This window comes from Streptomyces sp. NPDC004609 (genome assembly GCF_042873655.1).
Taxonomy (GTDB): Bacteria; Actinomycetota; Actinomycetes; order Streptomycetales; family Streptomycetaceae; genus Streptomyces.
This window is the reverse complement of the sequence record NZ_JBIALS010000018.1, coordinates 26,488-52,468: the sequence shown is the minus strand read 5'-3', so window position 1 is coordinate 52,468 and position 25,981 is coordinate 26,488. Positions and strand designations below refer to the sequence as shown.

The 25,981-nt window shown below is 72.7% G+C and carries 16 protein-coding genes and 1 pseudogene; 9 read left to right on the top strand and 8 right to left on the bottom strand.

The features are described from left to right. Nucleotides 1-39: 39 nt before the first annotated feature. The 5 genes from ACFYT4_RS19145 to glgP all read left to right on the top strand — a co-directional run bounded on the left by ACFYT4_RS19145 (nt 40) and on the right by glgP (nt 9,098). The gene (locus ACFYT4_RS19145) at nt 40-1,494 is read left to right on the top strand and encodes a 4-hydroxyphenylacetate 3-hydroxylase family protein (protein WP_389269926.1); all 1,455 of its coding nucleotides are present in this window, start codon (nt 40-42) and stop codon (nt 1,492-1,494) included. Further along, the gene (locus ACFYT4_RS19140) at nt 1,491-3,248 is read left to right on the top strand and encodes an MFS transporter (protein ID WP_389269924.1); all 1,758 of its coding nucleotides are present in this window, start codon (nt 1,491-1,493) and stop codon (nt 3,246-3,248) included. Before ACFYT4_RS19145 ends, ACFYT4_RS19140 begins: the two co-directional genes overlap by 4 nt. A 137-nt stretch (nt 3,249-3,385) precedes the next feature. Then, on the top strand, nt 3,386-4,540 hold the full coding sequence (locus tag ACFYT4_RS19135) for a monodechloroaminopyrrolnitrin synthase PrnB family protein (RefSeq protein WP_389269922.1): 1,155 nt from the start codon (nt 3,386-3,388) through the stop codon (nt 4,538-4,540). Further along, on the top strand, nt 4,537-6,063 hold the full coding sequence (locus ACFYT4_RS19130) for an FAD-dependent monooxygenase (protein WP_389269920.1): 1,527 nt from the start codon (nt 4,537-4,539) through the stop codon (nt 6,061-6,063). Before ACFYT4_RS19135 ends, ACFYT4_RS19130 begins: the two co-directional genes overlap by 4 nt. A 359-nt stretch (nt 6,064-6,422) precedes the next feature. Continuing rightward, the gene (glgP, locus tag ACFYT4_RS19125) at nt 6,423-9,098 is read left to right on the top strand and encodes an alpha-glucan family phosphorylase (protein WP_389269918.1); all 2,676 of its coding nucleotides are present in this window, start codon (nt 6,423-6,425) and stop codon (nt 9,096-9,098) included. A 198-nt stretch (nt 9,099-9,296) separates the two neighbouring features. On the opposite strand, the gene ACFYT4_RS19120 is transcribed toward glgP, so the two are convergent. The 8 genes and pseudogenes from ACFYT4_RS19120 to ACFYT4_RS19085 form a co-directional block, all read right to left on the bottom strand. Then, entirely contained in the window at nt 9,297-10,871 is a 1,575-nt protein-coding gene (locus ACFYT4_RS19120; RefSeq protein ID WP_389269916.1) for a sensor histidine kinase, read from the bottom strand. Between the two features lie 861 nt (nt 10,872-11,732). Further along, nucleotides 11,733-12,425, bottom strand: coding sequence for a response regulator (locus ACFYT4_RS19115; protein ID WP_389269914.1), 693 nt, complete (start codon nt 12,423-12,425; stop codon nt 11,733-11,735). 102 nt (nt 12,426-12,527) lie between these two features. Then, nucleotides 12,528-14,405 (bottom strand): pentapeptide repeat-containing protein, encoded by a 1,878-nt coding sequence (locus tag ACFYT4_RS19110; RefSeq protein ID WP_389269912.1) that lies wholly within the window; start codon nt 14,403-14,405, stop codon nt 12,528-12,530. A gap of 222 nt (nt 14,406-14,627) precedes the next feature. Next, complete coding sequence (locus ACFYT4_RS19105; RefSeq protein ID WP_389269910.1) at nt 14,628-16,655, bottom strand: M4 family metallopeptidase; 2,028 nt, start codon at nt 16,653-16,655, stop codon at nt 14,628-14,630. A 570-nt stretch (nt 16,656-17,225) separates the two neighbouring features. Beyond that, a pseudogene (locus tag ACFYT4_RS19100) lies at nt 17,226-17,459 on the bottom strand (HAD family hydrolase); the annotation flags it as partial. Nucleotides 17,460-17,472: 13 nt separating this feature from the next. Then, entirely contained in the window at nt 17,473-17,781 is a 309-nt protein-coding gene (locus tag ACFYT4_RS19095) for a hypothetical protein (RefSeq protein WP_389269908.1), read from the bottom strand. Between the two features lie 324 nt (nt 17,782-18,105). Continuing rightward, entirely contained in the window at nt 18,106-19,950 is a 1,845-nt protein-coding gene (locus ACFYT4_RS19090; RefSeq protein ID WP_389269906.1) for an ABC transporter ATP-binding protein, read from the bottom strand. Continuing rightward, nucleotides 19,947-22,025 (bottom strand): ABC transporter ATP-binding protein, encoded by a 2,079-nt coding sequence (locus ACFYT4_RS19085; RefSeq protein WP_389269904.1) that lies wholly within the window; start codon nt 22,023-22,025, stop codon nt 19,947-19,949. Before ACFYT4_RS19085 ends, ACFYT4_RS19090 begins: the two co-directional genes overlap by 4 nt. 153 nt (nt 22,026-22,178) lie before the next feature. Here ACFYT4_RS19085 and ACFYT4_RS19080 point away from each other — a divergent pair, with 153 nt between their 5' ends. The 4 genes from ACFYT4_RS19080 to ACFYT4_RS19065 are packed head-to-tail and all read left to right on the top strand — an operon-like array spanning nt 22,179 to nt 25,957. Next, entirely contained in the window at nt 22,179-23,081 is a 903-nt protein-coding gene (locus ACFYT4_RS19080) for an ABC transporter ATP-binding protein (protein WP_389269902.1), read from the top strand. Next, nucleotides 23,078-23,827 (top strand): ABC transporter permease, encoded by a 750-nt coding sequence (locus ACFYT4_RS19075; protein ID WP_389269900.1) that lies wholly within the window; start codon nt 23,078-23,080, stop codon nt 23,825-23,827. Before ACFYT4_RS19080 ends, ACFYT4_RS19075 begins: the two co-directional genes overlap by 4 nt. Before the next feature lie 38 nt (nt 23,828-23,865). Beyond that, complete coding sequence (locus ACFYT4_RS19070) at nt 23,866-25,314, top strand: sensor histidine kinase (RefSeq protein ID WP_389269898.1); 1,449 nt, start codon at nt 23,866-23,868, stop codon at nt 25,312-25,314. Beyond that, entirely contained in the window at nt 25,304-25,957 is a 654-nt protein-coding gene (locus tag ACFYT4_RS19065; protein ID WP_389270101.1) for a response regulator, read from the top strand. The genes ACFYT4_RS19070 and ACFYT4_RS19065 overlap by 11 nt, the downstream gene beginning before the upstream one ends. The last annotated feature ends 24 nt before the right edge of the window (nt 25,958-25,981 follow it).

Below are 25,981 nucleotides of genomic sequence, written 5' to 3'. Positions count from 1 at the left end.
CTCAGCTTTGTCGGGGGACGTTCCGTTTGAGGAGAAACGTTGATCAGGTCTGGTCGGAAATACCTCGATTCGCTGGATGACGGGCGTGAGGTGTGGCTGGACGGTGAACGCGTCAAGGACGTGACCAGCCATCCGGCCTTCCGCAACACCGCGTCCTCCATCGCGCGTCTCTACGACCTGGCCCACGACTCCGAGCACAGCCACCTCCTCACCTCGGACGGTGTCCACCGGGCCTACGTCGTCCCCCGCACCCACGCCGACCTGGTCGCACGCCGGGAGGCGTACAAGGTGTGGGCCGAGTCCAGCTTCGGCTTCCTCGGCCGTACGCCCGACTACATGGCGAGCGGCGCGGCCGGCTTCGCCGCGATGCCCCGGCTGTTCACCACCGACACCTTCGACGGCTCCGACAACGTTCTCGCGTACCACCGCAGACTCGCCGAGGAGGACCTCTACTGCGCCTTCACCATCAGTGATCCGCGGTCCGGCACCGGCGAGGACGACCTCGTCGTCCGGGCCGTCGAGGAGCGCGACGGCGGGATCGTGGTGCGGGGCGCCAAGATGATCGGCACGGGCGCCGTCTTCGCGGACGAGGTCGTCGTCGGCACCATAGAACCCCTCGCGCCCGACGACGTCGATCACGCTCTGTGTTTTTCCCTCCCCATCGACACGCCCGGGCTGAAATTCGTTTCGCGCGTGTCGTACGAGGCGCAGGCGCGGGGCGTCTTCGACAACCCGCTCTCCTCCCGCTTCGACGAGAACGACTCGCTGCTCGTCTGCGAGGACGTCTTCGTGCCGTGGGAGCGCGTACTGACCTACCGGAACGTGGCAGCCACCGCCGCGATGTGGTGGGAGACCCCCGCGTATCTCAACTTCGTCCACCAGGCCTCCACCCGCTTCTGGACCAAACTGGAGTTCCTCGCCGGCGTCGCCATCCTGCTCACCCGCTCCAACGGCACCCATGAACTGCCCGCCGTCACCCAGTCCGTCGGGCGCCTGCTGGGGATGGTCGCCCAGGCGAAGGCGTTCGTCCTGGCGGCCGAGGCGTCCTGGGAGCACGTCGACGGCGGCTGCGGCGGGGTCATGCCCGGCACCGAGATCTCCTTCGCCCAGCGCATCATGGCCGGTGAGCTGTATCCGCGCGCCGTCCAGGAGATCAGGCAGCTCGCGGGCAGCTCCGTCATCCAGCTCCCCGCGTCCGCGGAGGACCTGCTGCACCCCGAACTGGGCCCGGTCGTGGGCACGTATCTGCGGACGCCCGGCACCCCCGCGAAGGACCGGATCAAGCTGCTGAAGCTGGCCTGGGACGCGCTGGGGTCGGAATTCGCCGCGCGCCACGAGCAGTACGAGCGCTTCTACCACGGCGCGCCGCACGTCTATCTGACGATGCAGAACTGGGCCGGCGGTGCGCAGAACTGCGAACGCCTGGCCACGGCGTGCCTCGACGGCTACGACCTGGACGGCGCCCCCACGCGCTCACCCGGGGCCTTGCAGTGACCACGGGCCCGAGATCCACCCGGCGCGTCCCCGCCCGCGCCGGGAACGCGCCCGCCCACCCCCCACCCGGCGCGGCACCAGGACCTCCCGTCACCTCACGGCCCAGGGCCGCGCTCGCACTGCTGGCCTGCACCCAGCTGCTGGTCATCATGGACACGGCGATCATCAACGTGGCGCTGCCCTCCATCGGCGGGGAACTCGGCGCCGGCGCCGCCGGGATGGCCTGGGTCGCCAACGGCTTCCTCATCACCTTCGGCGGGCTGCTGCTGCTCGGCGGGCGCGCCGCCGATCTGCTCGGGCACCGCCGGGTCTATCTCACCGGGCTCGCGGTGCTCGCCGCCGCGTCCGCGGCGGGCGGGCTCGCCACCGGCACACCGGCACTGATCGCCGCCCGCGCGGTGCAGGGAGCCGGCGCCGCGTTCGCCGCGGCCGCCGCCTTCGCCCTGGTGCTCCGGCTCTTCCCGCACGGGCCCGCGCGCCACCAGGCGCTCGGCGCGTTCGCCGCGATGGGCGGGCTCGGCGGAGTCACCGGAACCGTCCTCGGGGGAGTGCTCACCGACACCCTCGGCTGGCGCTCCACGTTCTGGCTCAATGTGATCGTCGGGCTGCTGCTCGGCGGGGCGGCGCTGCGACTGCTCAACGGGGGCAGCCGCAGCGCCGCACGGGGTTTCGACCCGGTCGGCGCGCTCACCGCCACCGGCGGCCTCGGCCTGCTCGCGTACGCGCTCGTCGGCGCGGGCGAGGCGGGCTGGACCGCCCCCCGCACGCTCGCCGCGGGCGGTGCCGGGCTGGCCCTGCTGGCCGCGTTCGCCGCCGTCGAGACGAGGACCGCCCACCCCCTGGTGCCGCCCGCCGTGCTGCGCCGGTCCGCCCGGCGGGACGCGAACATCATCAGCGCCCTCGCACAGATGGCGCTGTTCCCGATGTTCTTCCTGGTCAGCCTGTTCCTTCAGGCCGTCCTCGGTGTGTCCCCGCTCGTCGGCGGACTCGGGCTGCTGCCGCTGTCGCTGGTCGTCATCGCCGTGTCACCCGGGGCCGGAGCCCTCATCGCCCGGCTCGGACTGCGCGGCACGATGACCCTCGGCTTCGCCCTGCTCACCGGCGGACTGATCTGGCTGGCGTTCGCACTCACGGCCGAAGGAACCTTTTTCTCGACGATCTTCGCGCCCAGCCTCCTCATCGGAGTGGCCCTGCCGCTGGTCATGGTCACCACCAACGCGGCCGCCACCGCCGACGCCGCGCCCGACGAGGCCGGTCTCGCCTCCGGGCTCGTCAACACCAGCCAGCAGTTCGGCGCGGTCCTCGGACTCGCGATCCTCGTCGCCGTCGCCACGGGCGGCACCGGCTCCGGAGCGGGCCCGGACGCCCAGACCGCGGGATTCCGCTCGGCCCTGCTCACTGGCGCGGGCTTCGCGCTCCTGGCCGCGCTGCTGTCCGTACGACTGCGCGTCCCGGCAGCGGATACCCCGGTATCCGTACCGGAGCAGGCGTCCGCCCCCGGGCGGGCCTCCCGCACCGGGAAGACCCCGGAGGATCTGCCGGAGCACGCGCCCGGGAAGCCCGCCGTCCCCGGGGAGCCCGCGCCCGGACAGCCAGCGCCCGGACAGCCCGCGCCCGGACAGCCCGCGCCCGGACAGCCCGCGCCCGGAGAGCACGCCCCCGCCCCGGGGACGGCCGGGACCGGTCCCTTTTTCCGCCCCGGGTCCTTACCCGGTTCCGCCACCGGCTCCGGATCGGTACGCCCGGACCGGTAGGCGGAGCCCCGGAGTGACGGTGCACGCACGGCGTGCGGCGCAGCACAGGCGCCGGGGCGGCTGGGGGGCCGTCCGCCACGCGAGAACCGCGCAATCCACCACCCAACCGATTTCCTCGACGCGTCCGAGGGGGGTCCATGATGACCATGTACGACCTGGTCGCACCCGGTCTCACACAGCGCGGTGACCCGCGTTACCGCATAGCCGAGATACGCGCGGCCGATCCACTCGGGGCCGACGCCCCGCTCGCCACCGTGCCCGCCATGAACGCCGCCGCCGACGTCCCCGCGCTCACCCGCGCGCTGCGCGGCCTGCTCCCCCTGCCGGAACAGCTCGCCGGATTCGGCATCACCGACGCTCTCGCCGCCATGCGCGACCTGGGAATCCTCCTCGGCTCGCTGAAGAAGCACGGAGTCCAGCCCGTCGCGGCCGTGCCCGAGGTCCTCCCCGTACTGCTGCGCCTCGGCCGGCTCACCGACATGGTGCCGCGCGACACCGTCCACCACTACACCACCTGGAACCCCCTCGGCCGCCGTCAGCGCATGTACACCGGCGACGCCATGGAAACCGCCCTCCAGGACGCGGTCCGCATGGTCTTCCCCGGCCTGGTCGCCTCCCTCGACTCCTGTTCCGATCTCGCCCGCCGTGAACCGTACGACCCGGGCTTCGCCGTCGCCCTCGACCGCACCGCCCACCACGTCCAGGCCATGGTCGACTCCATCGACTTCACCGTCGCCCATGTCTCCCCGGTCTTCTTCGCCACCGAGATGCGCTCCTACTTCGAGGAGATCGATGTCGCCGGGGTGGACTACCTCGGCCCCGCCGCAGCGCAAGTGCCGCTCTGGCTCATCGATCTGACGCTCTGGCAGTGCGACCGCAGCAACCCCGCCTACGACGGCTTCCTGGAGGAGTCCGTCGTCTACAGCCTCCCGGCGTGGCGCGCCCACTACGCCGCACACCGGGGCGGCACCTCCGCCGTCTCCAAGCTGTCCGCCGCGATCAGCTGGGAGGCGGACGACCGGATGCCGCCGCAGCTCGCCCGGTCCGCGGTCTCCCTCGCCCGGGTGCTGCGCATCCTCAAGGCGTTCCGCGCCCGGCACATCACCATCGCCCGCAAGGCGTACAGCGAGGAGGTGCGGATGTACGAGACGGGCAGCGGCGGCGCCCCGATCGCCCTGCTGCGCTCGGTGCTCGACCTCACCCGGGACAACGAGACCCTGGTGCGCCGGTCCGTCGAGCCCCGCCGCGCCCCCGCCCCCATCACCGACGCGCCGGGAGAGCCGATCCCATGACCCACTTCATGATCGCCGGTGGCGGTATCGCCGGGCTCACCACCGCCCTCGCCCTGCACGCGGCGGGCTTCCGCCGCGTCACCGTCGTCGAGGCGGCCCGCGAGATCCAGCCGGTCGGCGCGGGGCTGAACATCATGCCCAACGCGGTACGCGAACTCGACGCGCTCGGACTGCTCGACGCCCTGGAGAGCCGCGGCCTGCCCACCCGGGAGCTGCGCTACTACCACCGCAGCGGCGCGCTCGTCTCCCGCGAGCCGCGCGGACGCGGGGCCGGATACCACTGGCCCCAGCTCTCCATAGCGCGTGGTGACCTCCAGCTCGTGCTCGCCGACGCCGTACGCGAACGGCTCGGCCCCGGCTCGGTCGTCGGCGGGGTCCGGGTGACCGCCGTCGAACAGCTCGTGGGCGGCCGCCCGCGCATCCAGCTGGAGCACCGCGACGGGGCACGCCGGGGCAGCGCCTCGCTCGAACCGGACGTGCTGATCGGCGCGGACGGCATCCGCTCGGCCGTCCGCGCCAGTCTCAACCCCGGTGAGGGCGAGCCGCCGTGGAACGGGATGCTCGTGTGGCGCGGGGTGTCCCGAGTACCCGCCCGGCAGATCGGCGGCTTCATGTTCATCGCCGGTGACGACCGGCAGAAGGCCGTGATCTACCCGATGAGCGCTCCCGACAGGACGGGGAAGGTGCTGGTGAACTGGGCGCTGGCGATGCCCGCCGACGCGTCACTCACCGGCGCGCCGGACTTCCCGGAGCCGCCGGGTCCCCCGGGCACACCGACTTCCGCGGGCACGCCGGGTCCCCCGGGCGCCCCACGTGAGCCGGGCACGGCACACGCGCCGGGCACGGCACATCCGCCGGGCGGGCCGGACGCACCGGGCGGGCGGGTCTCCCCCGGCGGGCGGGACGCGCCGGGCGGATCACCGGCACCGCGCACGTCACACACGTACGGGCACATGTCCGGCGCCCCCGTCGCCCCCTTCCGCGGTGACTGGAACCGGGCCGTCCCCGTCGAGCGATTCCTCCACCACTACCGGGGCTGGGAGTTCGGCGGAGTCGTCGTCGAGGACATCCTGAGGGCCGCGGACGGCGCCTGGGAGTACCCCATGGTCGACCGTGAGCCCCTCGCCCGCTGGTCCCACGGCCGTACGACCCTGATCGGCGACGCCGCCCACGCGATGTACCCCATCGGCTCCAACGGGGCGACCCAGTCCATCGTCGACGGCCGCGCCCTCGCCCACGCCCTGGCCCGGCACCCCGACCCGGTCGACGGCCTCGCCGCGTACGAGGCCGACCGCCGCCCCGCCATGACCGAACTCCAGCGTGCCAACCGCCGCCTCGGCCCCGAGGTGGTCATCAACCTCGCGCACCAGCGCGCCCCGGAGGGCTTCACCGACATCGACGAGGTCATCCCGCCGGACGAGCGCACCGAGATAGCGGCCCGGTACGCCACGGCCGGCGCGTTCGACCCCGAGTCGGTCAACCTCGGCTCGCCGTACGCCACGGCGGTGCGCCCGAGGGGGTGAACGGGAAGCGCTCGCCCGGGGCCCGTGCCCCGGCGAGCGCCCCAGCGCGCGCCCCCGGCCGACGTACTCCCGCGCACCGGCGACCGCCCTCCCCCGGGACCGGCCCCACGCCCGTCCGAACCCGGCCCGGCACCCGGACGACGCCGGTCCCGCGCCTGTCGGGCCCCGGTTCCGCGCCCGTCGGGCCGCGACCTCGCGCCCGGCCGGCCCGGCCCGTACCCCCGCCCCGGCGCACCCCCACCGCCGGCGCGCGCCGTCGCCGGTACGGGCGGCGTGGGGCTAACGTCGTCGGGTGACGGGGAGACGCACACCGCCGTGCGTCCCCTCGGATGCGTACCTCCCCTGCGAAGGTGGGACCCGTGAAGGCCATTCGTCGATTCACCGTCCGCCCCGTCCTCCCCGAACCGCTCTGCCCGCTCAGCGACCTCGCCCGCAATCTGCGCTGGTCGTGGCATACCGAGACCCGTGATCTCTTCCAGACCGTCGACCCCGAGGGATGGCAGGCGGCCGGGCGTGATCCCGTACGGCTGCTCGGCTCCGTGTCGGCCGCCCGGCTCGCCGAACTGGCAGGGGACCGGCGCTTTCTGCGCAGACTGACCGCCGCCGCCGACGATCTGGACGACTATCTGCACGGCCGCAGGTGGTACCAGACACACAGTTCACCCACCCCCCGAGCCCCCGACGGCTCCGACGAGTCGTTCCCCGCCGCGATCGCCTACTTCTCACCCGAGTTCGGCGTCACCGCCGCCCTCCCGCAGTACTCCGGCGGCCTCGGCATCCTCGCCGGTGACCACCTCAAGGCCGCGAGCGACCTCGGCGTACCGCTGATCGGCGTCGGCCTGCTCTACCGGCACGGCTACTTCCGCCAGTCCCTGTCCCGCGACGGCTGGCAGCTGGAGCACTACCCCGTCCTCGACCCGAACGAGCTGCCGGTCGCCCTCATGCGCGAGCCCGACGGCACCCCCGCCCAGGTCTCCCTCACCCTCCCCGCCGGCCGGCTGCTGCGCGCGCACATCTGGATCGCCCGGGTCGGCCGCGTACCACTGCTGATGCTCGACTCCGACGTCGAGGAGAACGAGCCCGGCGAACGCGATGTCACCGACCGGCTCTACGGCGGCGGCAGCGAGCACCGGCTCCTCCAGGAGATGCTGCTCGGCATCGGCGGAGTACGGGCGGTACGGGCGTACTGCCGGCTCACCGGACACCCCGGACCCGAGGTGTTCCACACCAACGAGGGCCACGCGGGCTTCCTCGGCCTGGAGCGCATCCGCGAGCTGGGGACCGGCCCCGAACCACTCGACTTCGACGCCGCCCTCGAAGCGGTCCGGGCGGGCACCGTGTTCACCACCCACACCCCCGTCCCCGCCGGAATCGACCGCTTCGACCGGGAACTGGTCACCCGCCACTTCGGCGAGCGCGGCGAACTGCCCGGCGTCCCCGTCGACAAGATCCTCCGCCTCGGGATGGAGACCTACCCCGGCGGTGAGCCCAACCTCTTCAACATGGCCGTGATGGGCCTGCGGCTCGCCCAGCGCGCCAACGGCGTCTCCACCCTCCACGGGGCCGTCAGCCGGGGCATGTTCGCCGGACTGTGGCCGGGCTTCGACGACGACGAGGTGCCGATCACGTCCGTCACCAACGGCGTCCACGCGCCCACCTGGGTCGCGCCCGAGGTCTTCCGCCTCGGCGCCCGCCAGATCGGCGCGGGCCGCGCCGAGGACGCGCTCACCGTCGGCGGCTCCGATCTGTGGACCTCGGTGGTGAACATCCCCGACGCCGAGATCTGGGAACTCCGCCGCGAACTGCGCGAACAACTCGTCACCGAGGTACGGCGGCGGCTGCGGGCCTCCTGGCGCCAGCGCGGCGCGGGCGCGGCCGAACTGGGCTGGGTCGACGGAGTGCTCGACCCCGACGTCCTCACCATCGGCTTCGCCCGCCGGGTCCCCTCCTACAAGCGCCTCACCCTCATGCTGCGCGACCGCGACCGGTTGATGGAACTGCTGCTGCACCCCACCCGCCCCGTCCAGATCGTCGTCGCGGGCAAGGCGCACCCCGCCGACGACGGCGGCAAGCGGCTCGTCCAGGAACTCGTGCGGTTCGCGGACGATCCACGGGTCCGCCACCGGATCGTCTTCCTGCCCGACTACGGCATGGGTATGGCGCAGAAGCTCTACCCCGGCTGCGACGTCTGGCTGAACAACCCGCTGCGCCCGCTGGAGGCGTGCGGCACCAGCGGAATGAAGGCCGCGCTCAACGGCTGTCTCAACCTGTCCGTCCTCGACGGCTGGTGGGACGAGTGGTTCGAGCCGGACTTCGGCTGGGCGATCCCCACCGCCGACGGCTCCGCCACCGACGAGGACCGCCGCGACGACCTAGAGGCCGCCGCCCTCTACGAGCTGATCGAGAACCGGGTCGCGCCCCGCTTCTACGACCGGGGCGCGGCCGGGCTCCCCGAGCGCTGGATCGAAATGGTCCGCCGCACCCTGGCGACACTCGGGCCCAAGGTGCTGGCGGGCCGGATGGTCAGGGAGTACGTGGAGCGCCTCTACACCCCCGCCGCCCACGCCCACCGCGCCCTCGACCCCGTCACCGCCCGTGAACTCGCGTCCTGGAAGGCCCACGTCCGGGCCGCGTGGCCGAAGGTGGCCATCGACCATGTGGAGGCCCTGGAACAGACGGACTCCGCCGAGTCGGCCACCACCGCCGAACTGGGCGCCACCCTCGCGCTCCGGGTCCGCGTCTGTCTCGGCGAGCTCCAGCCGGACGATGTGGAGGTCCAGGCGGTCGCGGGCCGCGTCGACCCCGACGACGCGATCGCGGACGCCCGCACCTTCCCCCTGAAGCCGTCCGGCGGCCCGGACCTGGAGGGCCGCCGGGTGTACGAGGGCCCGCTCTCCCTCGACCGCACCGGCCCCTTCGGCTACACCGTCCGCGTCCTGCCCGCACACCGGCTCCTGGCCGCGAACGCAGACCTCGGCCTGGTCACCCTCCCGACGGACACCCCGGGGGAGGACGCGGGCCTGCTGATGCGGTAATCGCCTCGGGGGGTGGCCATGGAGCGCTTCGGGGGTGGTTGTGAGGCGCTTCGGTGGTTGGTGCTTGGTGGGTGGCTTCGGTGGGTGGTGCTCGGGGGGCGGTGCCCTGGTGGCGCTGATGCGGTAGCCGCGTCGGTGGGGGGAGTTCGGCGGGGGCGGGCCCTCTTCGGGGCTTCGTCCGGGAGCCGCCCGCCGGCCTCACGGCGAGGCGTCACCCGACGCGCGGTGCTCCTCGTTGGCGACGTCGACCACGATCGCCTTCGACACCAGGCGCCCGTCCTTGAAGCAGAGCCGGTACGCGGGGGTGTCGCTGAATCTCTCGACGCGGTAGTACACACAATCGCCCGCGTCCGGGGGCTCCCGGTCGACGCCCGCGGGCCGCTCCTTCAGGGAACGCTCCGGCAGCCGGGCCGAAACGACCGCGCGCGTGTCGCCGACCCGGATCGTGTCGTACTGGCCCCGGTCGAGAACCGTACGGGTCCGCGTGTACTGATCGAACCCGAACATCAGCACCCCCAGCACACCGATCACGGTGACCGGTACGACGACCGCCTGCACCAGATTGCGCCGCACCCGCCGCTTCGCCCGGACCAGTTCCCGCTGCGACGTGGACGCCTCCGGCCCGGGGGCGAGCGGCGGCAGGCCCGTGCCGGTGGGCAGCCGGGCGGTGACGGTGAAGCCGCCGTCCGGCCGGAGCCCGTGGGTGAGCGTCCCGCCCGCGAGCCGTACCCGCTCGTCGAGACCGACCAGTCCCGTACCCCCGGACGCGAGCTCCGCGGCCGCCCGGTCCGGAGGGCCGCTGCGCACACTCGCCGTCACCGAATCCGCCCCGCGCACGATCTCCACGGTCACCTCCGCGCCGGGCGCGTGCTTGGCCGCGTTCGTCAGGGACTCCTGGACGACCCGGTGGACCGCCCGCCCGGTCATCTCCGGCAGCCCGTCCCCGGGTCCCTCCTCACGCAGCTCCACCGCGACCCCGGAGTCCCGCGCCCGCTCCACCAGCGCCCGTACGCTCTCGTCGCGGGGCACGGTCGACGCGCCCTCCTCCCCGGTCCGCAGCACCCCGACGATGTCCCGCAGCCGTGCCGTCGCGTCCGCCGCGGCCTCCCGCAGCTCGCGGGCCGCCGTCCGCTGCCGCTCGTCGAGGGCCCGGTCGACCTCCAGGGCCCCCGCCCGCAGGGCGATCAGCGACAGATCGTGGCCGAGTGAATCGTGCATGTCCCCCGCGATACGGGACCGCTCCCGCAGCCGCTCCCGGTCGGCGACGGCCCGCTGCCCTCGCTCCAGCCGGTCCGCGAGCTGCCAGCCCGTGCGGACGAGCTCCGCGTACTGCCGGACGTTCCGCCCGAGCAGCCACGGCACGACGACGATGAACAGCAGCGAGCCGGCCTGGACGAACCAGACCATGAGGTCCTCGCCGGCGATGAGCGTCACCACCAGCCCCGCGCCCACCGCCCCCGCGAAGGTGTACAGCGCGGGCCGCGCCCGCTCCGAGTGCCGTCCGGCGAGATACCCGAAGACGGCCATCGCGGGGCCGTGCGCGGGACTGACCAGCTCCACGCTGTGCAGGGCGCACAGGACGAGCGCGATGCCGAGCGACACCAGCGGCACCCGCCGCCACACCGCCACGGCACCCCCGAGCGCCAGGACCCCCACGGCGACGCCCCACCAGGAGCCGCCGTCGTTCGGATCCCCCTTGAGCAGCACGGGGATGCTGATGAGCCCCCAGAGCGCGAGATCGAGGGCGAGGGGGCGGAGCTGTTCTCTGTGCATGACACCCACTTTGCCGGAGGTTTGTTTTTGTGGTTCGTCCGGCTCCGGACGGAGTGTGGGGGGAGCCCACCGGGGGGCGTTTGGTGGGGGGTGGGGGAGGTGGTGCTGGGTGGGTGGGTGGGTGGGTCGGGGGCGGGGCAGGGCGGGCGGTGGGCCGTGGGGCCGGAGGGGGTGGGCCGGGGGACGTGGGCTGGACGGTGAACGACGCGCTGTGTTTTTGTGGTTCGTTCTCCCCTCAGACTCCGTGCGGGGGGACCTCCACCGCCTTTGGTGGGGGGTGGCGGTCGATGGTGCTCGGCCGGGGGGCCGTGGGACCGCAGTCCGGATGGTGACCGACGCGCTGTATTTTTTGTGGCTCCCTCGCCTCCGGGGGCCTTTAGTGCGTGTCGACGGTCGATCGTGCTCGACCGCTCGTTCCTCACGGCCTCCGCGCGTTCTCCCTTTCGACACCCACGGCCCCCTTCGGCTCACTCACCAGGCCCAAGGCGTGAGGTGATCCGCCCGGGGTCGGCCTACCCTTCCCAGCCTGTCCGGCGTTTGAGGACGGACCTTGTGTCTGGGGGCGGGTGCTTTGTTCCAGCCCGTCCGGCGTTTGGGGACGGACTTTGAGCGGGAGGTGGGTTGCTTGGGGTGGGGCGGGTCGGGGTGCTTTGTTCCAGCCCGTCCGGCGTTTGGGGACGGACTTTGAGCGGGAGGTCGGTCGTTTGGGGAGGGGCCGGGGTGAGGTGCCTCTTTCCAGCCCGTCCGGCGATTGAGGACAAAACCCTGCGCGGGGGCCGGGCACTCGGCGAGAACCCGGGGCGGAGACCGGGCCCCACCCCGTGGCAGACGCACACCGGGGCCAGGCCCGACGGAAGGGGCCTACGTCACACCGGGCGCGGGCCCGACGGCGCCCGCCTCGTACGCCAGGATCGCCAGCTCCACCCGATTCCGCAGGGCCAGCCGCGCGAGGACCGCGCTGACGTGGGCCTTCACCGTGCCCTCCACGACATGGAGCCGGGCTGCGATCTCGCCGTTCGACAGGCCCGCCCCGACGAGGGCGACGACCTCGCTCTCCCGGCCGGTCAGCGGCTCCAGCCTGCGCCGGGCCTCGGCGGCCCGGGACAGCCGTCCGCCGCCGAGTTGGGAGATGACGCGCGCCGCCACCTCGGGCGAGAGGAACGCGGCACCCTCCGCGACGGCCCGTACCCCCGCGATCAGATCCCGGGGGTCGCCGGACTTCAGCAGAAACCCGCTCACCCCCGAGTCCAGCGCGCGGGCGATGTACTCGTCCTCCGAGAACGTCGTCAGCATGACGAGTGCGGCCTCCGGCAGCACCCGCCGCAGTTCCTGCGCCGCCCGCAGTCCGTCCAGCCCCGGCATCCGGATGTCCAGCAGGACGACGTCCGGCCGGTGACCGAGTGCCAGCTCCACGGCCTCCCGCCCGTTCCCGGCCTCGGCGACGACCTCGATACCCGGCTCACCGGCGAGAATGGCCCGCACCCCGGCGCGGATCACGGCCTCGTCATCGGCGAGCAGCACACGTACGGGCGGGTCGGTGGTGGGCGCATTCATGACGACCAGGGTAGAGCGGGGCCGTCGGTCCTGGACCCGGAGCCGGCACGCCGGGCCGCGACCCCGCGAGGGAAGGCCCCGTACGACTCTCGCTCCGGCCCGTCAGCTTCCGCGCTTCAGCCGGCCCCGGATCGCCAGCGCCGCCAGACCCATCAGGACCGGTTCGGTGAAGCGGGACACCATCTCCACATAGCCGCCCGCCGTCGTCAGATCCTGGCCGCTCGTGCGGAAGACGACCGAGTTGAGCGTCACCGAGAGCGCCTTGTCGAACCGCTTGCCGGTGAAGCGGTCGGCGAAGGGCTTCGTCAGACGCGGATCCGGCTTGTCGAGGACGGTGACCGTCCCGCTGCCGGAGGCGACCCGGCGTATCTCCTGCCGGGGAGTCTCGTCGGGCAGCCCGAAGCCCATGATCAGCACGATCGTGGTGAACATGGCGAGGGCCAGCCAGCCGAGGGCACGGGAGGCGCGCAGCCCGTACCCCGACAGCAGCCAGTAGGCGTCCAGCAGCCAGCGTTCCGCCCGCCGGCGGGTCTGGCCGTGCCGGCGCATCTCCATCTCGCCGTAGTAGAGGTCGGCGGCCCCGGGCTCGTCCTTCGCGTCCTCGCGTGCCTTGCGCAACTGCCGGTAGACCGTGGTGAGCGTGGCCAGCCCGGGGGTGTCCTCCGGGGCCTGCGGCGGCTCGCCCCACCCGGCCCGCGCCCGCGCCGAACGCCCCGGCCAGGCCCGCCACAGCCGCTCCTCCGCGAGGACCTGCCGCCGGGTCCTGCGCAGTCCGGGCGGGGAGTACGCCAGGATCCATCTGCCCTCCAGATGCACCTGGTCCAGATGGAACGAGCCCGCGAACCGGCACTCGGACAGATCCGTGTGGGCGAGCGACAGCATCGCCGCGTCCACGCCCCGCAGGGACAGGATCCGTACGGCGGGATCGAGCGCGGCGAACGCCGACTCGTCGGCCGCGTCCCCCTCGAAGGGAGAGGAGCGCGCGCTGACGGCGACGGGCTGGAGGAAGACGGCGTCGGTGAGATCGACCGTGGTATAGCGCAGCACGACGGTCGACTTCTCCTCGAACCGTGCCCCCTTGAAGAGGACCTCCGGCGCGCAGAGGGAGAGCCCGGCGGGGGCGCGGAAGGCCGCGCGGGTGAAGTCGGCCGCGGCGTGCAGCCGGGCGACACCGACGAACTCGCCCCCGAAGTCCGCCCCGATGAACCGCGCCCCGGCCTCGAAGACCGCGCCGTCCAGGTTGACGTCCTGGGCGACGCGCAGACCGTCCAGGACGGCCGGACCGGTGACGCGGCAGCGGGAGAGGTCCGTAGGGCCGTCCGCGACCGTGGTGTCGTTGAGGGACACGTACTGCCGGAAATCCGTACCGCTGAGGTCCAGCCGCTCCGTGATCCGCATCTCGGAGAGCGTGGCGGTCGCGTCGACCGTGGACCCGGAGAAGCTCAGCCCGCCCTCGACCTCCACACGGCGCAGCTGCACCTCCCCGTGGTACCGCCCGCCCGCCAGACCGAGGTAGTGGCCGAAGGTGCCGCCCTCCAGATACAGGGTGCCCTCGATCTCCGTACCGCCGAAGTCGATCCCGCCGGGGGCGGTGAGGGACGGCGCGTGGACGTCGCCTCCGAAGCGGGTCCCCGCGAAGTCGACGAACGCCTCGAAGGTGGCCTGGCCCAGGAAAACCGGCCCCGCGAAGTGGAATCCGAAGAGATCGGCCCGCCCACCGGTGACCGTGCCCCCCTGGAACTGGAGCCGGCCGATCCGCGGTATGCCGTGCTCGTCCCGTACGGCCGCCCGAAGGCGCGGGAACACCTCGGCGGACAGCCGGCACTCCCGCAGATCGAGGTCCGTGCCCGGAGTCAGCGACGCCAGCCAGTCCGTCAGCCGGTCCTCCGTCAGATGTCCGGGGCACCGCCCGTCCAGGACACCCGTTCCCCCGCAGTCGGTGACCGCGCACACGACCCGGGCCTGCGGCGGTGTGATCATGCGCAGATCCTGCCATGAACGCCGACGCGCCCGGAAGGAACCGGAGTTCCTCCCGGGCGCGCGGATCGGACGTCGGGTCGTGACGGCCGTGACGGCCGTGACGGCCGTACGGCCATGCCGGGTCGTGCCGTGCTCAGGTGGTGCGGTGGGGCGTCAGTCGCTCGGGCGCTGCGTGTCCCGGCGGTACGTGCCCCGGTGGTACGGGAGTGGCGGCGCCGGCGCTCAGAAGGTGAGCCGCACCTTGTTGATCTGGCCCTCGTCCTGGGCCGCGAGGTCCTGGACCCGCAGCCTCCAGGCGCCGTTGGCCGTCTCGGAGGAGGCGTTGACGTAGTACGTCTCCTGGACGTTGTCCGCCGAGTCGGAACCGCTGAACGGCTTCAGCGGGTACACGGTCCCATCCGGGGCGAGCAGGTCGACCACCAGGTCGCCGCGCCAGGGGTGGATGATGTCGACGTCGACCTGGAGGGCGGCAGGCGCGTTGCCCGGGACGCCGGAGACGACGACCGAGGAGTTCACCGGCGGGCCGTTGTCCGGGATGGAGATCACGGCCGCGCTCTCGAACGACGGGCGGTTGGGGTCGGTCGTGCGCGGGCCGACGTTGACGCCCGCCCAGGCGTCCGTCACGGACTTGGCCTCAAGGCTGTTGGGGCCGTACAGCTCGGCGGCGACCGCGAGGGTGCCGGCGCGGGCCGCCGCGTAGTTGGTGGTCGAGTTGAACTTGGTGGTGAGGGCCTTGTACCAGATCAGGGCGGCCTTGTCCCGGCCGATGCCCGCGACGGGGAGACCGTCGGAGGTCGCCGAGTTGTAGTTGACGCCGTTGATGGTCTTGGCGCCGCTGCCCTCGGAGAGCAGGTAGAACCAGTGGTTCGCCGGGCCCGAGGAGTAGTGGACGTCGACCCCGCCGATGCCGGAGTACCAGTAGTCCTTGGACAGACCGTCCTTGCTGGGCGTGTCCATGTGACGCAGCGGGGACCCGTTGCCCCTGATGTCGATCTTCTCGCCGACGAGGTAGTCGCCGACGTCCTGGGTGTTGTTGCCGTGGAATTCGACGGCGGCGGCGAAGATGTCGGACGTGGCTTCGTTGAGGCCGCCGGATTCGCCGCTGTAGACGAGCCTGGCGGTGGCGGAGGTGACGCCGTGGGTCATCTCGTGGGCGGCGACGTCGATCGCGGTGAGTGGCTTGAGGTTGGCCGCGCCGTCTCCGTAGGTCATGCAGAAGCAGGAGTCCTGCCAGAAGGCGTTGACGTAGTTGGTGCCGTAGTGGACCCGGGAGGAGGCTCCGGCGCCGTCGCCGCGGATTCCGGTGCGGCCGTGGACGTTCTTGAAGTAGTCCCAGGTCAGGCCGGCGCCGTAGGCGGCGTCGGCGGCGGCGGTCTCCGGGTCGGCCGGATTCCCGTTGCCCCAGGTGTCGTCGGGGCCGGTGAAGAGGGTGCCCGCGCCGGTGGTGCCCCGGTTGAGGTTGGTCGTCTGGTGGCCGCCGCGGGCGGTGTCGGTGAGCTGGTAGGCGTTGGTGGTGCGGGTGCTGTTGACGTTCACCTGGCCGCTGTACTGGGTGTTCCCGGTGCCGGTGTGCACGCCTTGCCACTCGAAGAGTTTCTTGCCCGAGCGGGCGTCGGTGACGACGTGGAGTTCGTTGGGGGTGCCGTCCTTCTGGAGGCCGCCGATGACGGTCTCGTAGGCGAGGACGGGTGTGGTGCCCTGGGCGAGCCAGACGACCTTGCGGGGGGCGCGCTGGGCGTCGGCGGCGGTGGTGCCGTCCGCTCTGGCCAGTCCCAGGGCCTGCTGTTCGGCGGTGGCCGGGGGGAGGGCGGCGGTGGTGTCGGTGCCGGCGAGTTTTGTCTTCGACGCTTTGGTGACGGATTCGGTGGTGCCGGTGCGGGTTTCGGAGACGAGGAGGTCGCCGCCGAGGACGGGGAGGCCGGAGTAGGTGCGTTCGTAGCGGGTGTGGGTGGTGCCGTCGCGGTCCTGGGCGACGTCGCGGACGAGGAGTTTCTCCTGGGGAGACAGGCCCAGTTCCGTGGCGGTGGCGGCGGTGGTCGCGGACTGCTTGCGGATGAGTTCGGCGCGCTGGGAGGGGGTCAGGCTCAGGGGGAGGGCGCCGGGGTCGGCCTTCCCGGCCTTCACCACGGGCGCGGCCGTGCCGGTGGTGGCTGCTGCGGAGGTGCCGGACTGGAAGCCGGCGGCGAGCAGGGCCGCGGTGGCGATGAGGGCACCGGTCGTGGTGGTGCGCCGACGGGGCGTGGATCTCACGCGAACTCCTTCTGCGAGGGGGTTGCCGGACAGCGAGGTGCCGGCGTCCGGACAGGGGGATGCGAAGCAGGTCGGGCGTGGAACGGAAAACGGGGGAAGAGTTGCAGGAGTGAAAGCCCCCTGTCAGGGCCGCGTCAACGAAATGGCCAAAAATGGTTCGTTCATCGCTTCGTCATGTTCGCTGAGCGGACGCTTCGTCGATCGTCAGGGCGGCGCCATGGGCAGGCAAAGGGCGGGTATAGCCCGGACTTCGCGCGCCTGTACGAGTACCGGGCACCTGTCCGCCGGACCCCTCGGGAAGCCCGCCCTATTCGAACAGAGCACCCACGCACAGGTTCCGATGCCGCCGGGCCGACTCTGTGGAGTGTGGCGTGTTCCGAACGGGGCGGGAGGTACGGAAGGGGCGCGCCGGGCGCGGGGCGCGGTCGCTGTCAGGCCGTCGCGGGATCCGGATTCCCGTCAGCCGCACGGTGCGATCACGCCAACGGGCCCTGAACCGACCGATGGTGTTCCCGCACGCCGGGGTGTGGCCCCTGCTCCCCGACCACGGGGGTCTCCGCGTACCGGAGACTCCTCGTACTCCGCGACCGGCTCCCGCACCGTGTCGGCCAGGACCCGCGGCCTGCCCGCGCTCTGGTCGGCGGTGACCGCTTCAGGGGCCGCCCCGGTCGCGTACTTCTTCCCGAGGCGGTTCACCTCGCCGGTGCGCGACTCCTGAGTGTCGAGCCAGACCGCGAGGAACGCGGGACGCGCCGGATCCGCGCCTTCGAGCTTCGCGATGACCGACGCGATGAGGGAGGCACGCCCTCGTGCACGGTCAGAGGGCGATCCCGGACAGCTTGGGCCGCTTCACCAGGCCCGGGTTGCTGCGGCGGTGGAGAGAGGAGACGACCCGGAAGACTTCCCGTCCCATCGGATGGATCCGTGCCATCTGGGGGGCGATGTCCCACGCCCGGGCCAGGTCTTCCAGCGCGCCGTCCCGGTCCCCGACGTCGAGCTTCGCGCGCGCCGCATTGATGTACGTCGGTGCCGTACGGGTCGCGGGCAGACCCGCCAGCGAGGCGGACAGGTCGTCGGTCAGGCCGAGCGCTTCATGAGGCCGCCCCAAGTCCACATAGGTCGCCACCTCATTCTTCCCAGGGTGCGCGGATGAACGCCCGGGCGCTGACCGCGTCCGCGCCCGAACCGCTCACCGCCGTGTGCCTGCACTGTGGGCGGCCCACCTCCGCACCCGTGCCCATCCGTTGGAGGGAACGCTCGCTCCACTACGCATGCCCCCAGTGCGCACCCCACCTCACCCCCGGGCCCACCCCCGGCGAACACGAACCGCGGGAGCCCGAACCGCACCCACGCGAACCGTGGGAACGCTGCCCTGAGGTACACACCCCCGCCTGAGCCTCCGCCCCCGCGGGGGCGGGCCCGCGTACAGTAACGACACGCGGGCCGGGGGTCAGACCAGGCTGTCGCGCCAGGCGCGGTGCAGATCCGCGAAACGGCCCGTGCCGCCGATGAGGTCCGCCGGGGTGCCGTCCTCCACGATCCGGCCGCACTCCATCACCAGCACCCGGTCGGCGACCTCCACCGTGGAGAGCCGGTGGGCGATCACCACCGCCGTGCGCCCGTACAGGACCGTGTCCATCGCGCGCTGCACCGCCCGCTCACCCGGGATGTCCAGCGAACTCGTCGCCTCGTCCAGGATCAGGACCGAGGGGTCGGCGAGCAGCGCCCGCGCGAAGGCGACCAACTGCCGCTGACCGGCCGAGATACGGCCGCCCCGCTTCCGTACGTCCGTGTCGTACCCGTCCGGCAGCCCGGCGATGAAGTCGTGCGCGCCGATCGTCTTCGCCGCCTGCTCGATCTCCTCGCGGGTCGCGTCGGGCCGCCCGATGGAGATGTTCTCGGCGACCGTGCCGGAGAACAGGAACGCCTCCTGGGTCACCATCACGACTCCCCGTCGCAGTTCGGGGGTGCCGAGATCGCGGATGTCCACGCCGTCGAGAAGGACCCGGCCGTCCGTCGGATCGTAGAAACGGGCCAGCAGCTTGGCGAGCGTGGACTTGCCCGCGCCCGTCGAGCCGACGACGGCGACCGTCTGACCCGCCGGGACGGTCAGATCGAAGCGGGGCAGCACTTCGCCGCCCGTGCGGTAGGCGAAGCGCACGCCGTCGAAGACGACCTCACGGCCCGGGTGCTCACCCCGGCGCGGCGGCAGCTCCCCGGGGTCGGCGGCCTCCGGGACCGACGGTGTCTGGGCCAGCAGGCCCGCGATCTTCTCCAGGGAGGCGCCTGCGGACTGATAGGAGTTGAGGAACATGCCGAGCCGGTCGATCGGGTCGTACAGCCGCCGCAGATAGAGCACGGAGGCGGCCAGCACACCGAGCGCCAGGGTCCCGCCCGCGACCCGGTACGCGCCCCACAGGACGATCCCGGCGACGGCGGTGTTGGCGACGAGCCGTGAGCACAGGACATAGCGGGCCATCTCCAGCATCGCGTCACCGTTGCTGCGGCCGAGGCTGTCGTTGAGCCCCTTGAACGCCGCGTCGTTCGCCGGCTCGCGACGGAACGCCCGTACCGGACGGATCCCGTTCATCGTCTCCGCGAACTTCACGATCACCGAGGCGAACGCGGTCGACCGGGCGCTGTAGATGGCCTTCGCGCGCCGCTGGTAGACCCGGATGAACGCGTACAGCGGTACGAAGGAGGCGACGGCCACCGCGCCGAGGCCGAGGTCCAGCCAGAGCAGCATCGCCGAGATGTAGACGAAGGCCAGGACGACGTTGATCAGCTCCTGGAGCCCCTCGTCGAGGAGTTCGCGCAGGGACTCGACATCCGTCGTCGAACGGGAGATCAGCCGCCCGGAGGTGTAGCGCTCGTGAAAGTCGATGCTCAGGGCCTGCGCGTGCCGGAAGATCCGGCCGCGCAGATCGAGCAGGACGTCCTGGTTGACACGCGCGGAGGCGGTGATGAAGAGGTACTGGAGCAGCCCCGCCCCGAACGCGCTCACCGCGTATCCGACGGCGACGGCGATCAGCGGGCCGTAGTCGTTCTCCCGGAAGGCGGGGACACCGCTGTCGATGGCGTACGCGACGAGCAGGGGACCGGCCTGGACGGCGGTCTGCTGGAGGAGCAGCAGGACGGCCACGACGGCGACCCGGCCGCGGTGGGGCGCGAGCAGCGAACGCAGCAGGGCGCCGGTCGCGCCCTTGGGCGTCGGCAGATCGTCCTGGTCGAAACGGTCGGTGCCGGACCCGTCCTCGTCGCCGGGCGCCGCGGTGGACGTGGTCGTGGCGGTCATCGGGCCTCCCCTTCCATGACGCTTCCGGAGCGTTCGTCCTGGTCCGCGTCACGGTCCCGGCTGTCCCGGCTGTCCCGGCTGTCCCGGCTGTCCCGGCCACCCGTGCCGTCCGCGCCGTCCTGGTCCGCGTCGCTGTCCCTGCCACCCGGGCCATCCGGGACACCCGCACCGTCCTGGTCCGCGTCGCCGCCTGGGCCGTCCAGGCCACCCGCGCCGTCCGCGCCGATCGGGCCCTCCGGCGGACCCGCGCCGTCCGCCCCCGCTCCCGACATCAGCCACGCGTACTCCGCGTTCGTCCGCAGCAGTTCCTGATGGGTGCCCACCGCGGCGATACGGCCGCCGGAGAGCAGCGCCACCCGGTCCGCGAGCAGGACGGTCGACGGGCGATGGGCCACCACCAGGGCCGTCGTGTCCGCGAGGACACGGCGCAGGGCCGCCTCGACGAGGGCCTCCGTATGGACGTCGAGCGCCGACAGGGGGTCGTCCAGCACCAGGAAGCGGGGCCTGCCGACCACCGCGCGGGCCAGGGCGAGCCGTTGGCGCTGACCGCCCGAGAGGCTCAGGCCCTGCTCGCCGACCTCGGTGCCCGTGCCGTGCGGGAGGGACCGTACAAAACCGGCCTGCGCGATCTCCAGAGCGCGCTCCACCTCGGCGTCGCCGGAGCCGTCCGCCGCGCCCATCAGGACGTTCTCCCCGACCGTCGCCGAGAAGAGGGTCGGCTCCTCGAACGCCACCGCCACCAGGCCCCGCAGCCGGTCCCGGGGCATCGCGGCGATGTCCTCGCCGTCGAGGGTGATCCGGCCGCCGGTCACCTCGTGCAGCCGTGGCACGAGCGCGGTGAGCGTGGTCTTCCCGCTGCCGGTGCCGCCGACCAGGGCCATGGTCTCGCCCGGGCGTACGGCCAGATCGATCCGCGCCAGGACGGGCGCGGAGTCCGCCGGCGCGTCCGGGTAGCGGAACTCGACCCCCTCGAACCGCAGCCCGGCCCCGGCACGCTGCCCGGGCTCCTTGCGCAGCCCGGCCCCCGTACGCCGTCCGCCCCCGCCGCCCGGCCGGGTCGCCCCGGCCGGAGGCGCCTCGCGTTCCTCCTCGGCGTCCATCACCTCGAAGTACCGCTCCGTCGCGGTCGCCGCCTCCTGGCTCATCGCCAGCAGGAAGCCGATCGACTCCACCGGCCACCTCAGCGCCAGCGCCGTCGACAGGAAGGCCACCAGCGTGCCCGCCGACAGACCCCCGTCGGCGACCTGGACCGTGCCCAGCACCAGCGCCGCACCGATGGCGATCTCCGGAATGGCCGTGATCAGCGCCCAGATGCCCGCCAGGAGCCGCGCCTTGGCCAGCTCCGTGCCGCGCAGTTCCCGCGACAGCTCACGGAACGCGGCGGCCTGGCTGCGGTGGCGGCCGAAGCCCTTGATGATCCGGATGCCGAGCACGCTCTCCTCGACGACCGTCGTCAGATCGCCGACCTGGTCCTGCGCCCGCCGCGCGGCGCGCGAGTACCGCGACTCGAAGTACGAGCAGAGCACCACCAGCGGCAGGATCGGGACCATGAGCACCAGGCCGAGCGTCCACTCCTGTCCCAGCAGAATCACATAGCCGACCAGGATGGTCGTGCCGTTGACCACCAGGAAGGTCAGGGGGAACGCCAGGAACATCCGCAGCAGCATCAGATCCGTCGTACCGCGCGAGAGCAGCTGTCCCGAGGCCCACCGGTCGTGGAACGCCACCGGCAGCCGCTGGAGATGCCGGTACAGATCCGCCCGCATCGCCGCCTCGACTCCCGCCAGCGGCCGGGCCACCAGCCACCGCCGGAAGCCGAACAGGACCGCCTCCGCGATGCCGAGCACGAACAGCGCGAACGCCCCCAGCCACACCCCGCCGGGGTCCCGGCCGGCCACCGGTCCGTCCACGATCCACTTCAGGACGAGCGGGATGACCAGGCTCAGACAGGAGGCGACGATCGCGACGAAGGCCGCGCTGAACAGGCGGGTGCGCACGGGCCGCACATACGGCCACAGCCGCAGCAGCGAACGTACGGCCGAGCGTTCCTCGGCGGGGGCAGGTGTCGTGGGCATCAGGAGCGAGCCTACGGTTCACCACTGACAGCCCTCATCCCCATTTCCCGCCGGGATCCTCCGGTCGTACCCGGCGATCAACCGATCGGCCGATGACTCCTCCAGCGTGATGGGCGATGTGCGGGACGATCTCCGGCCGGGACCCTCGGGGGTATGAAAGCGGTCGAAGTGCACGAGCTGCACAAGGCGTACGGCGGACGGACCGTCGTCGACGGGGTGGGCTTCTGTGTGGAGGAGGGGGAGATCTTCGGGATCCTCGGGCCCAACGGCGCGGGCAAGACCACCACGGTCGAGTGCGTCGCAGGGCTGCGGATGCCCGACTCCGGGACGGTGCGTGTCGCCGGGTACGACCCGGCCGTGGACCGTGCCGAGGTCACCCGGCTCCTCGGCGTACAGCTCCAGGAGAGCGAACTCCAGGCGAAGATCACCGTCCGCGAGGCCCTGGAGCTGTACAGCGCGTTCTACCCCCGGCCGGCCCCGTGGTCGCCGCTCGCCGAACGGCTCGGGCTGGCGGAGAAGCTGGACACCCGGTTCGCGAAGCTCTCCGGCGGCCAGAAGCAGCGGCTGTTCGTCGCGCTGGCGCTCATCGGCGGGCCCCGGGTCGTGGTCCTCGACGAGCTGACCACCGGGCTCGACCCGCGCGCCCGCCGTGACACCTGGCAGCTGATCGAGGAGATCCGGGACTCGGGCGTCACCGTCCTTCTCGTCACCCACTTCATGGAGGAGGCCCGGCGCCTGTGCGACCGGATCGCCGTCATCGACCGGGGCCGCATCGCCGCGCTCGACACCCCGTCCGGGCTGATCCGCAGGTCCTCCGCCGCCATCGTCGTCTCCTTCGCCCCCTCGGCCCCGCTCGACCGGCGCGAACTGACCGCGCTGCCGGGAACGGCCTCGGTCGAAACCGGTGAGCGGGTCGTCATCCACGGCAGCGACGAGACCGTCACCGCGCTCCTCTCGCTGCTCGCCCGCCTCCGGGTCACCGCGCACCAGCTCCGCGTCGCCGACGCCGGTCTTGACGACGCCTTCCTCGATCTGACGGAACGGGAAGTGCCATGACCTCCTCCTCCGCGTCCGCCGCCGTACTGAAGGCCGAGGCCCGGCTGTTCGCCCGTGAGCCCGGCTTCCTGTTCTGGATCACCGCCTTCCCGACCGTCCTGATGACGATCCTCGGGCTCGTCCCGGCCTTCCGCGAGGTCTCCGACGACTTGGGCGGGCGGCGCCTCATCGATCTGTACACGCAGGTCGCCGTGCTCCTCGCCCTGATCTTCGCCGGACTCCAGACGATGCCGCCCGTCCTCACCGGCTACCGGGAGCGCGGCATCCTCCGCCGGATGTCCACCACCCCCGTCCGTCCCGGCTCCCTCCTCGCCGCCCAGCTCCTCGTGCACGGCGCGGTGGCCCTGTGCGCCGCCGTCCTCCCGATCACCGTCGGGAGGATCGCCTTCGGCGTACCGCTCCCGCGCAGCCCCGCCGGGTACGCGTCGGCGCTGCTCCTCGCCACGGCGAGCGCGCTCGCCCTCGGAGCGGCGGTGTGCGCGATGTCCCGTACCCAGAAGGCGGCCGGCGCCATCGGCTCCGCCGTCGTCTTCCCCACCATGTTCACGGCGGGGGTCTGGCTGCCCGTCCCGTCGATGCCGGACACGCTCGCACAGATCGTCGGCTTCACCCCCTTCGGGGCGGCGGCCGAGGCCCTCGGCAGCGCGGCCACCGGCTCCTGGCCCGCCTGGGACACGTTCGCCGTCATGGCCGTCTGGACCCTGCTCCTCACCGCCGCGTCGGCCCGGTGGTTCCGATGGGAGTGACCGCGCTGCCCCAGGGGTGGCCGGGTGAGACTGAACCCATGACCGATGCGCACGGCCCGGCCACCACGGGCGCAACGAGGGGCCGGGCCCCGGACGGGCACGCGACGGGGAAGTCCCCGGACGAGCACGAGGCGGGCGGGGCCGCGGGGGTACGTAAGCCGGGTGAGGCTCCGGGGCCGAGGGCCTGCGGGTCAGCCCCGGGCCCCGCGACGGCCCTCGCCGCCCTGCGCTGGGGCCAGTTCGTCCGGTACGGCCCCTTCGCGGTACTCGCCCTCGCCACCCTCGTCTCGGCCGCCGCCCACAACCTCATGAACCGGACGGAGACGTACGCCGCGGGCGTCCTGGTCGTGCTCGCGGTCGTGCTCCAGCTCTGGTGGCACGGCCCCAGCCGTCCAGAAGCAGCACCCGCGGACGAGCCGGCGTCCGCGCACCGGAAGCGGCCGGTGGCCGGGCAGGTCTACTACTGGCTGCGGTCCGTCATCGCCCTGGGCCTCAGCTGGGCGAACCCCTTCTTCTGCATCTACGCGGTCATCGGGTTCTACGACGCCTCGCATCTGCTGTCCGGACGGTGGATCCGAGGCGGGCTGCTGTTCACGGCCGTGGTCATGGCGGGCTCCCAGTCCGGCGGGCTGCCGCCCCGCACCCTGATGAACTGGGCCCTGTTCGGTGCGCTCTTCGCCCTGAACGCCTCCCTCTGTCTGCTGTTCGCGCACATCGGCGACCACGAGGAAGAGGCCGCCCGCCAGAAGGCGGCGACGATGGACGAGCTGGAGCGCACCAACGCCCGTCTGGAACAGGCCCTGGAGGAGAACGCGCATCTGCACACCCAGCTCCTGGTGCAGGCCCGCGAGGCGGGCGTCGCCGACGAGCGGCGCAGGCTCGCCGCCGAGATCCACGACACCATCGCCCAGGGCCTGGCCGGCATCATCGCCCAGCTCCAGGTGGTCGCCGCCGCGGGCGACGAGCGGCTCGCCCGGGAGCATCTCGCCCGCGCCGCCGCCCTCGCCCGTTCCAGCCTGGGCGAGGCCCGCCGTTCCGTGCAGAACCTCAGCCCCGCCGCCCTGGAGCACGACACGCTCTCCGAGGCGCTGGAGAAGACCGCGGCCGAGTGGTCCGAACGCCATCGAGTGCCCGCCCGGTTCACCGTCACCGGCACCGAGGAGCCCCTGCACGACGAGGTCGCGGCGACCCTGCTGCGCATCGGCCAGGAGGCCCTGTCCAACGTGGCCCGCCACGCGCGCGCGGCCAGGGTCGGGGTGACCCTGTCGTACATGGGCGACGAGGTCACCCTGGACATCCGCGACGACGGCCGGGGCTTCGACCCGCTCGCCTTGCCGCCCCCGTCGGGCGACGGCGGCTTCGGCCTGCGCGGCATGCGGGCCCGCGCCGAACGGGTCGCGGGAAGCCTGGAGGTGGAGGCCGAGCCCGGAGGTGGGACGGTCGTCTCGGCTCGCGTACCGTTGGTCCGCCATGGCTATGCGGAATGAGCGGGACGAGCGGACCGTCACCCTGATCGTCGTCGACGACCACCCGGTCGTACGGGACGGTCTGCGCGGCATGTTCGAGTCGTCCCCGGGCTTCACCGTCCTCGGCGAGGCGGACAACGGCGTGGACGCCGTCGACCTCGCCGCCCGGCTCGACCCCGATGTCGTCCTGATGGACCTGCGGATGCCCGGCGGCGGGGGAGTGGACGCGATCGCCGAGCTGACCCGCAGACGCGCCCGCGCGAAGGTGCTGGTACTGACCACGTACGACACGGACAGCGACACCCTCCCCGCGATCGAGGCGGGCGCGACGGGCTATCTGCTCAAGGACGCCCCGCGCGAGGAACTGTTCACCGCGGTCCGTGCCGCCGCCGACGGACGTACGGTCCTCTCCCCGGCCGTCGCCTCCCGGCTGGTCTCCCGGGTCCGCACCCCGTCGGCCCCCGGCCACGAGGGGCTCACCGCGCGGGAGCGCGAGGTCCTCGTCCTGGTCGCCAGGGGAACGTCGAACAGGGAGATCGCGCGGGAGCTGTTCATCAGCGAGGCGACGGTGAAGACCCATCTCACGCACATCTTCGGCAAGCTCGGCGCGAAGGACCGCGCGGCGGCGGTCGCGGTGGCCTACGACCGGGGCATCCTCGGCTGACCGCGCCGGCCCGTGACACCCGCC

Excerpts from the sequence above, each read along its gene's own strand:
- ACFYT4_RS19135 (WP_389269922.1), top strand. The coding sequence starts at position 3,386 with ATGATGACCATGTACGACCTGGTCGCACCCGGTCTCACACAGCGCGGT.
- ACFYT4_RS19130 (WP_389269920.1), top strand. The coding sequence starts at position 4,537 with ATGACCCACTTCATGATCGCCGGTGGCGGTATCGCCGGGCTCACCACC.
- ACFYT4_RS19120 (WP_389269916.1), bottom strand. The coding sequence starts at position 10,871 with ATGCACAGAGAACAGCTCCGCCCCCTCGCCCTCGATCTCGCGCTCTGG.
- ACFYT4_RS19115 (WP_389269914.1), bottom strand. The coding sequence starts at position 12,425 with ATGAATGCGCCCACCACCGACCCGCCCGTACGTGTGCTGCTCGCCGAT.
- ACFYT4_RS19110 (WP_389269912.1), bottom strand. The coding sequence starts at position 14,405 with ATGATCACACCGCCGCAGGCCCGGGTCGTGTGCGCGGTCACCGACTGC.
- ACFYT4_RS19090 (WP_389269906.1), bottom strand. The coding sequence starts at position 19,950 with ATGACCGCCACGACCACGTCCACCGCGGCGCCCGGCGACGAGGACGGG.
- ACFYT4_RS19085 (WP_389269904.1), bottom strand. The coding sequence starts at position 22,025 with ATGCCCACGACACCTGCCCCCGCCGAGGAACGCTCGGCCGTACGTTCG.
- ACFYT4_RS19080 (WP_389269902.1), top strand. The coding sequence starts at position 22,179 with ATGAAAGCGGTCGAAGTGCACGAGCTGCACAAGGCGTACGGCGGACGG.
- ACFYT4_RS19075 (WP_389269900.1), top strand. The coding sequence starts at position 23,078 with ATGACCTCCTCCTCCGCGTCCGCCGCCGTACTGAAGGCCGAGGCCCGG.
- ACFYT4_RS19070 (WP_389269898.1), top strand. The coding sequence starts at position 23,866 with ATGACCGATGCGCACGGCCCGGCCACCACGGGCGCAACGAGGGGCCGG.
- ACFYT4_RS19065 (WP_389270101.1), top strand. The coding sequence starts at position 25,304 with ATGCGGAATGAGCGGGACGAGCGGACCGTCACCCTGATCGTCGTCGAC.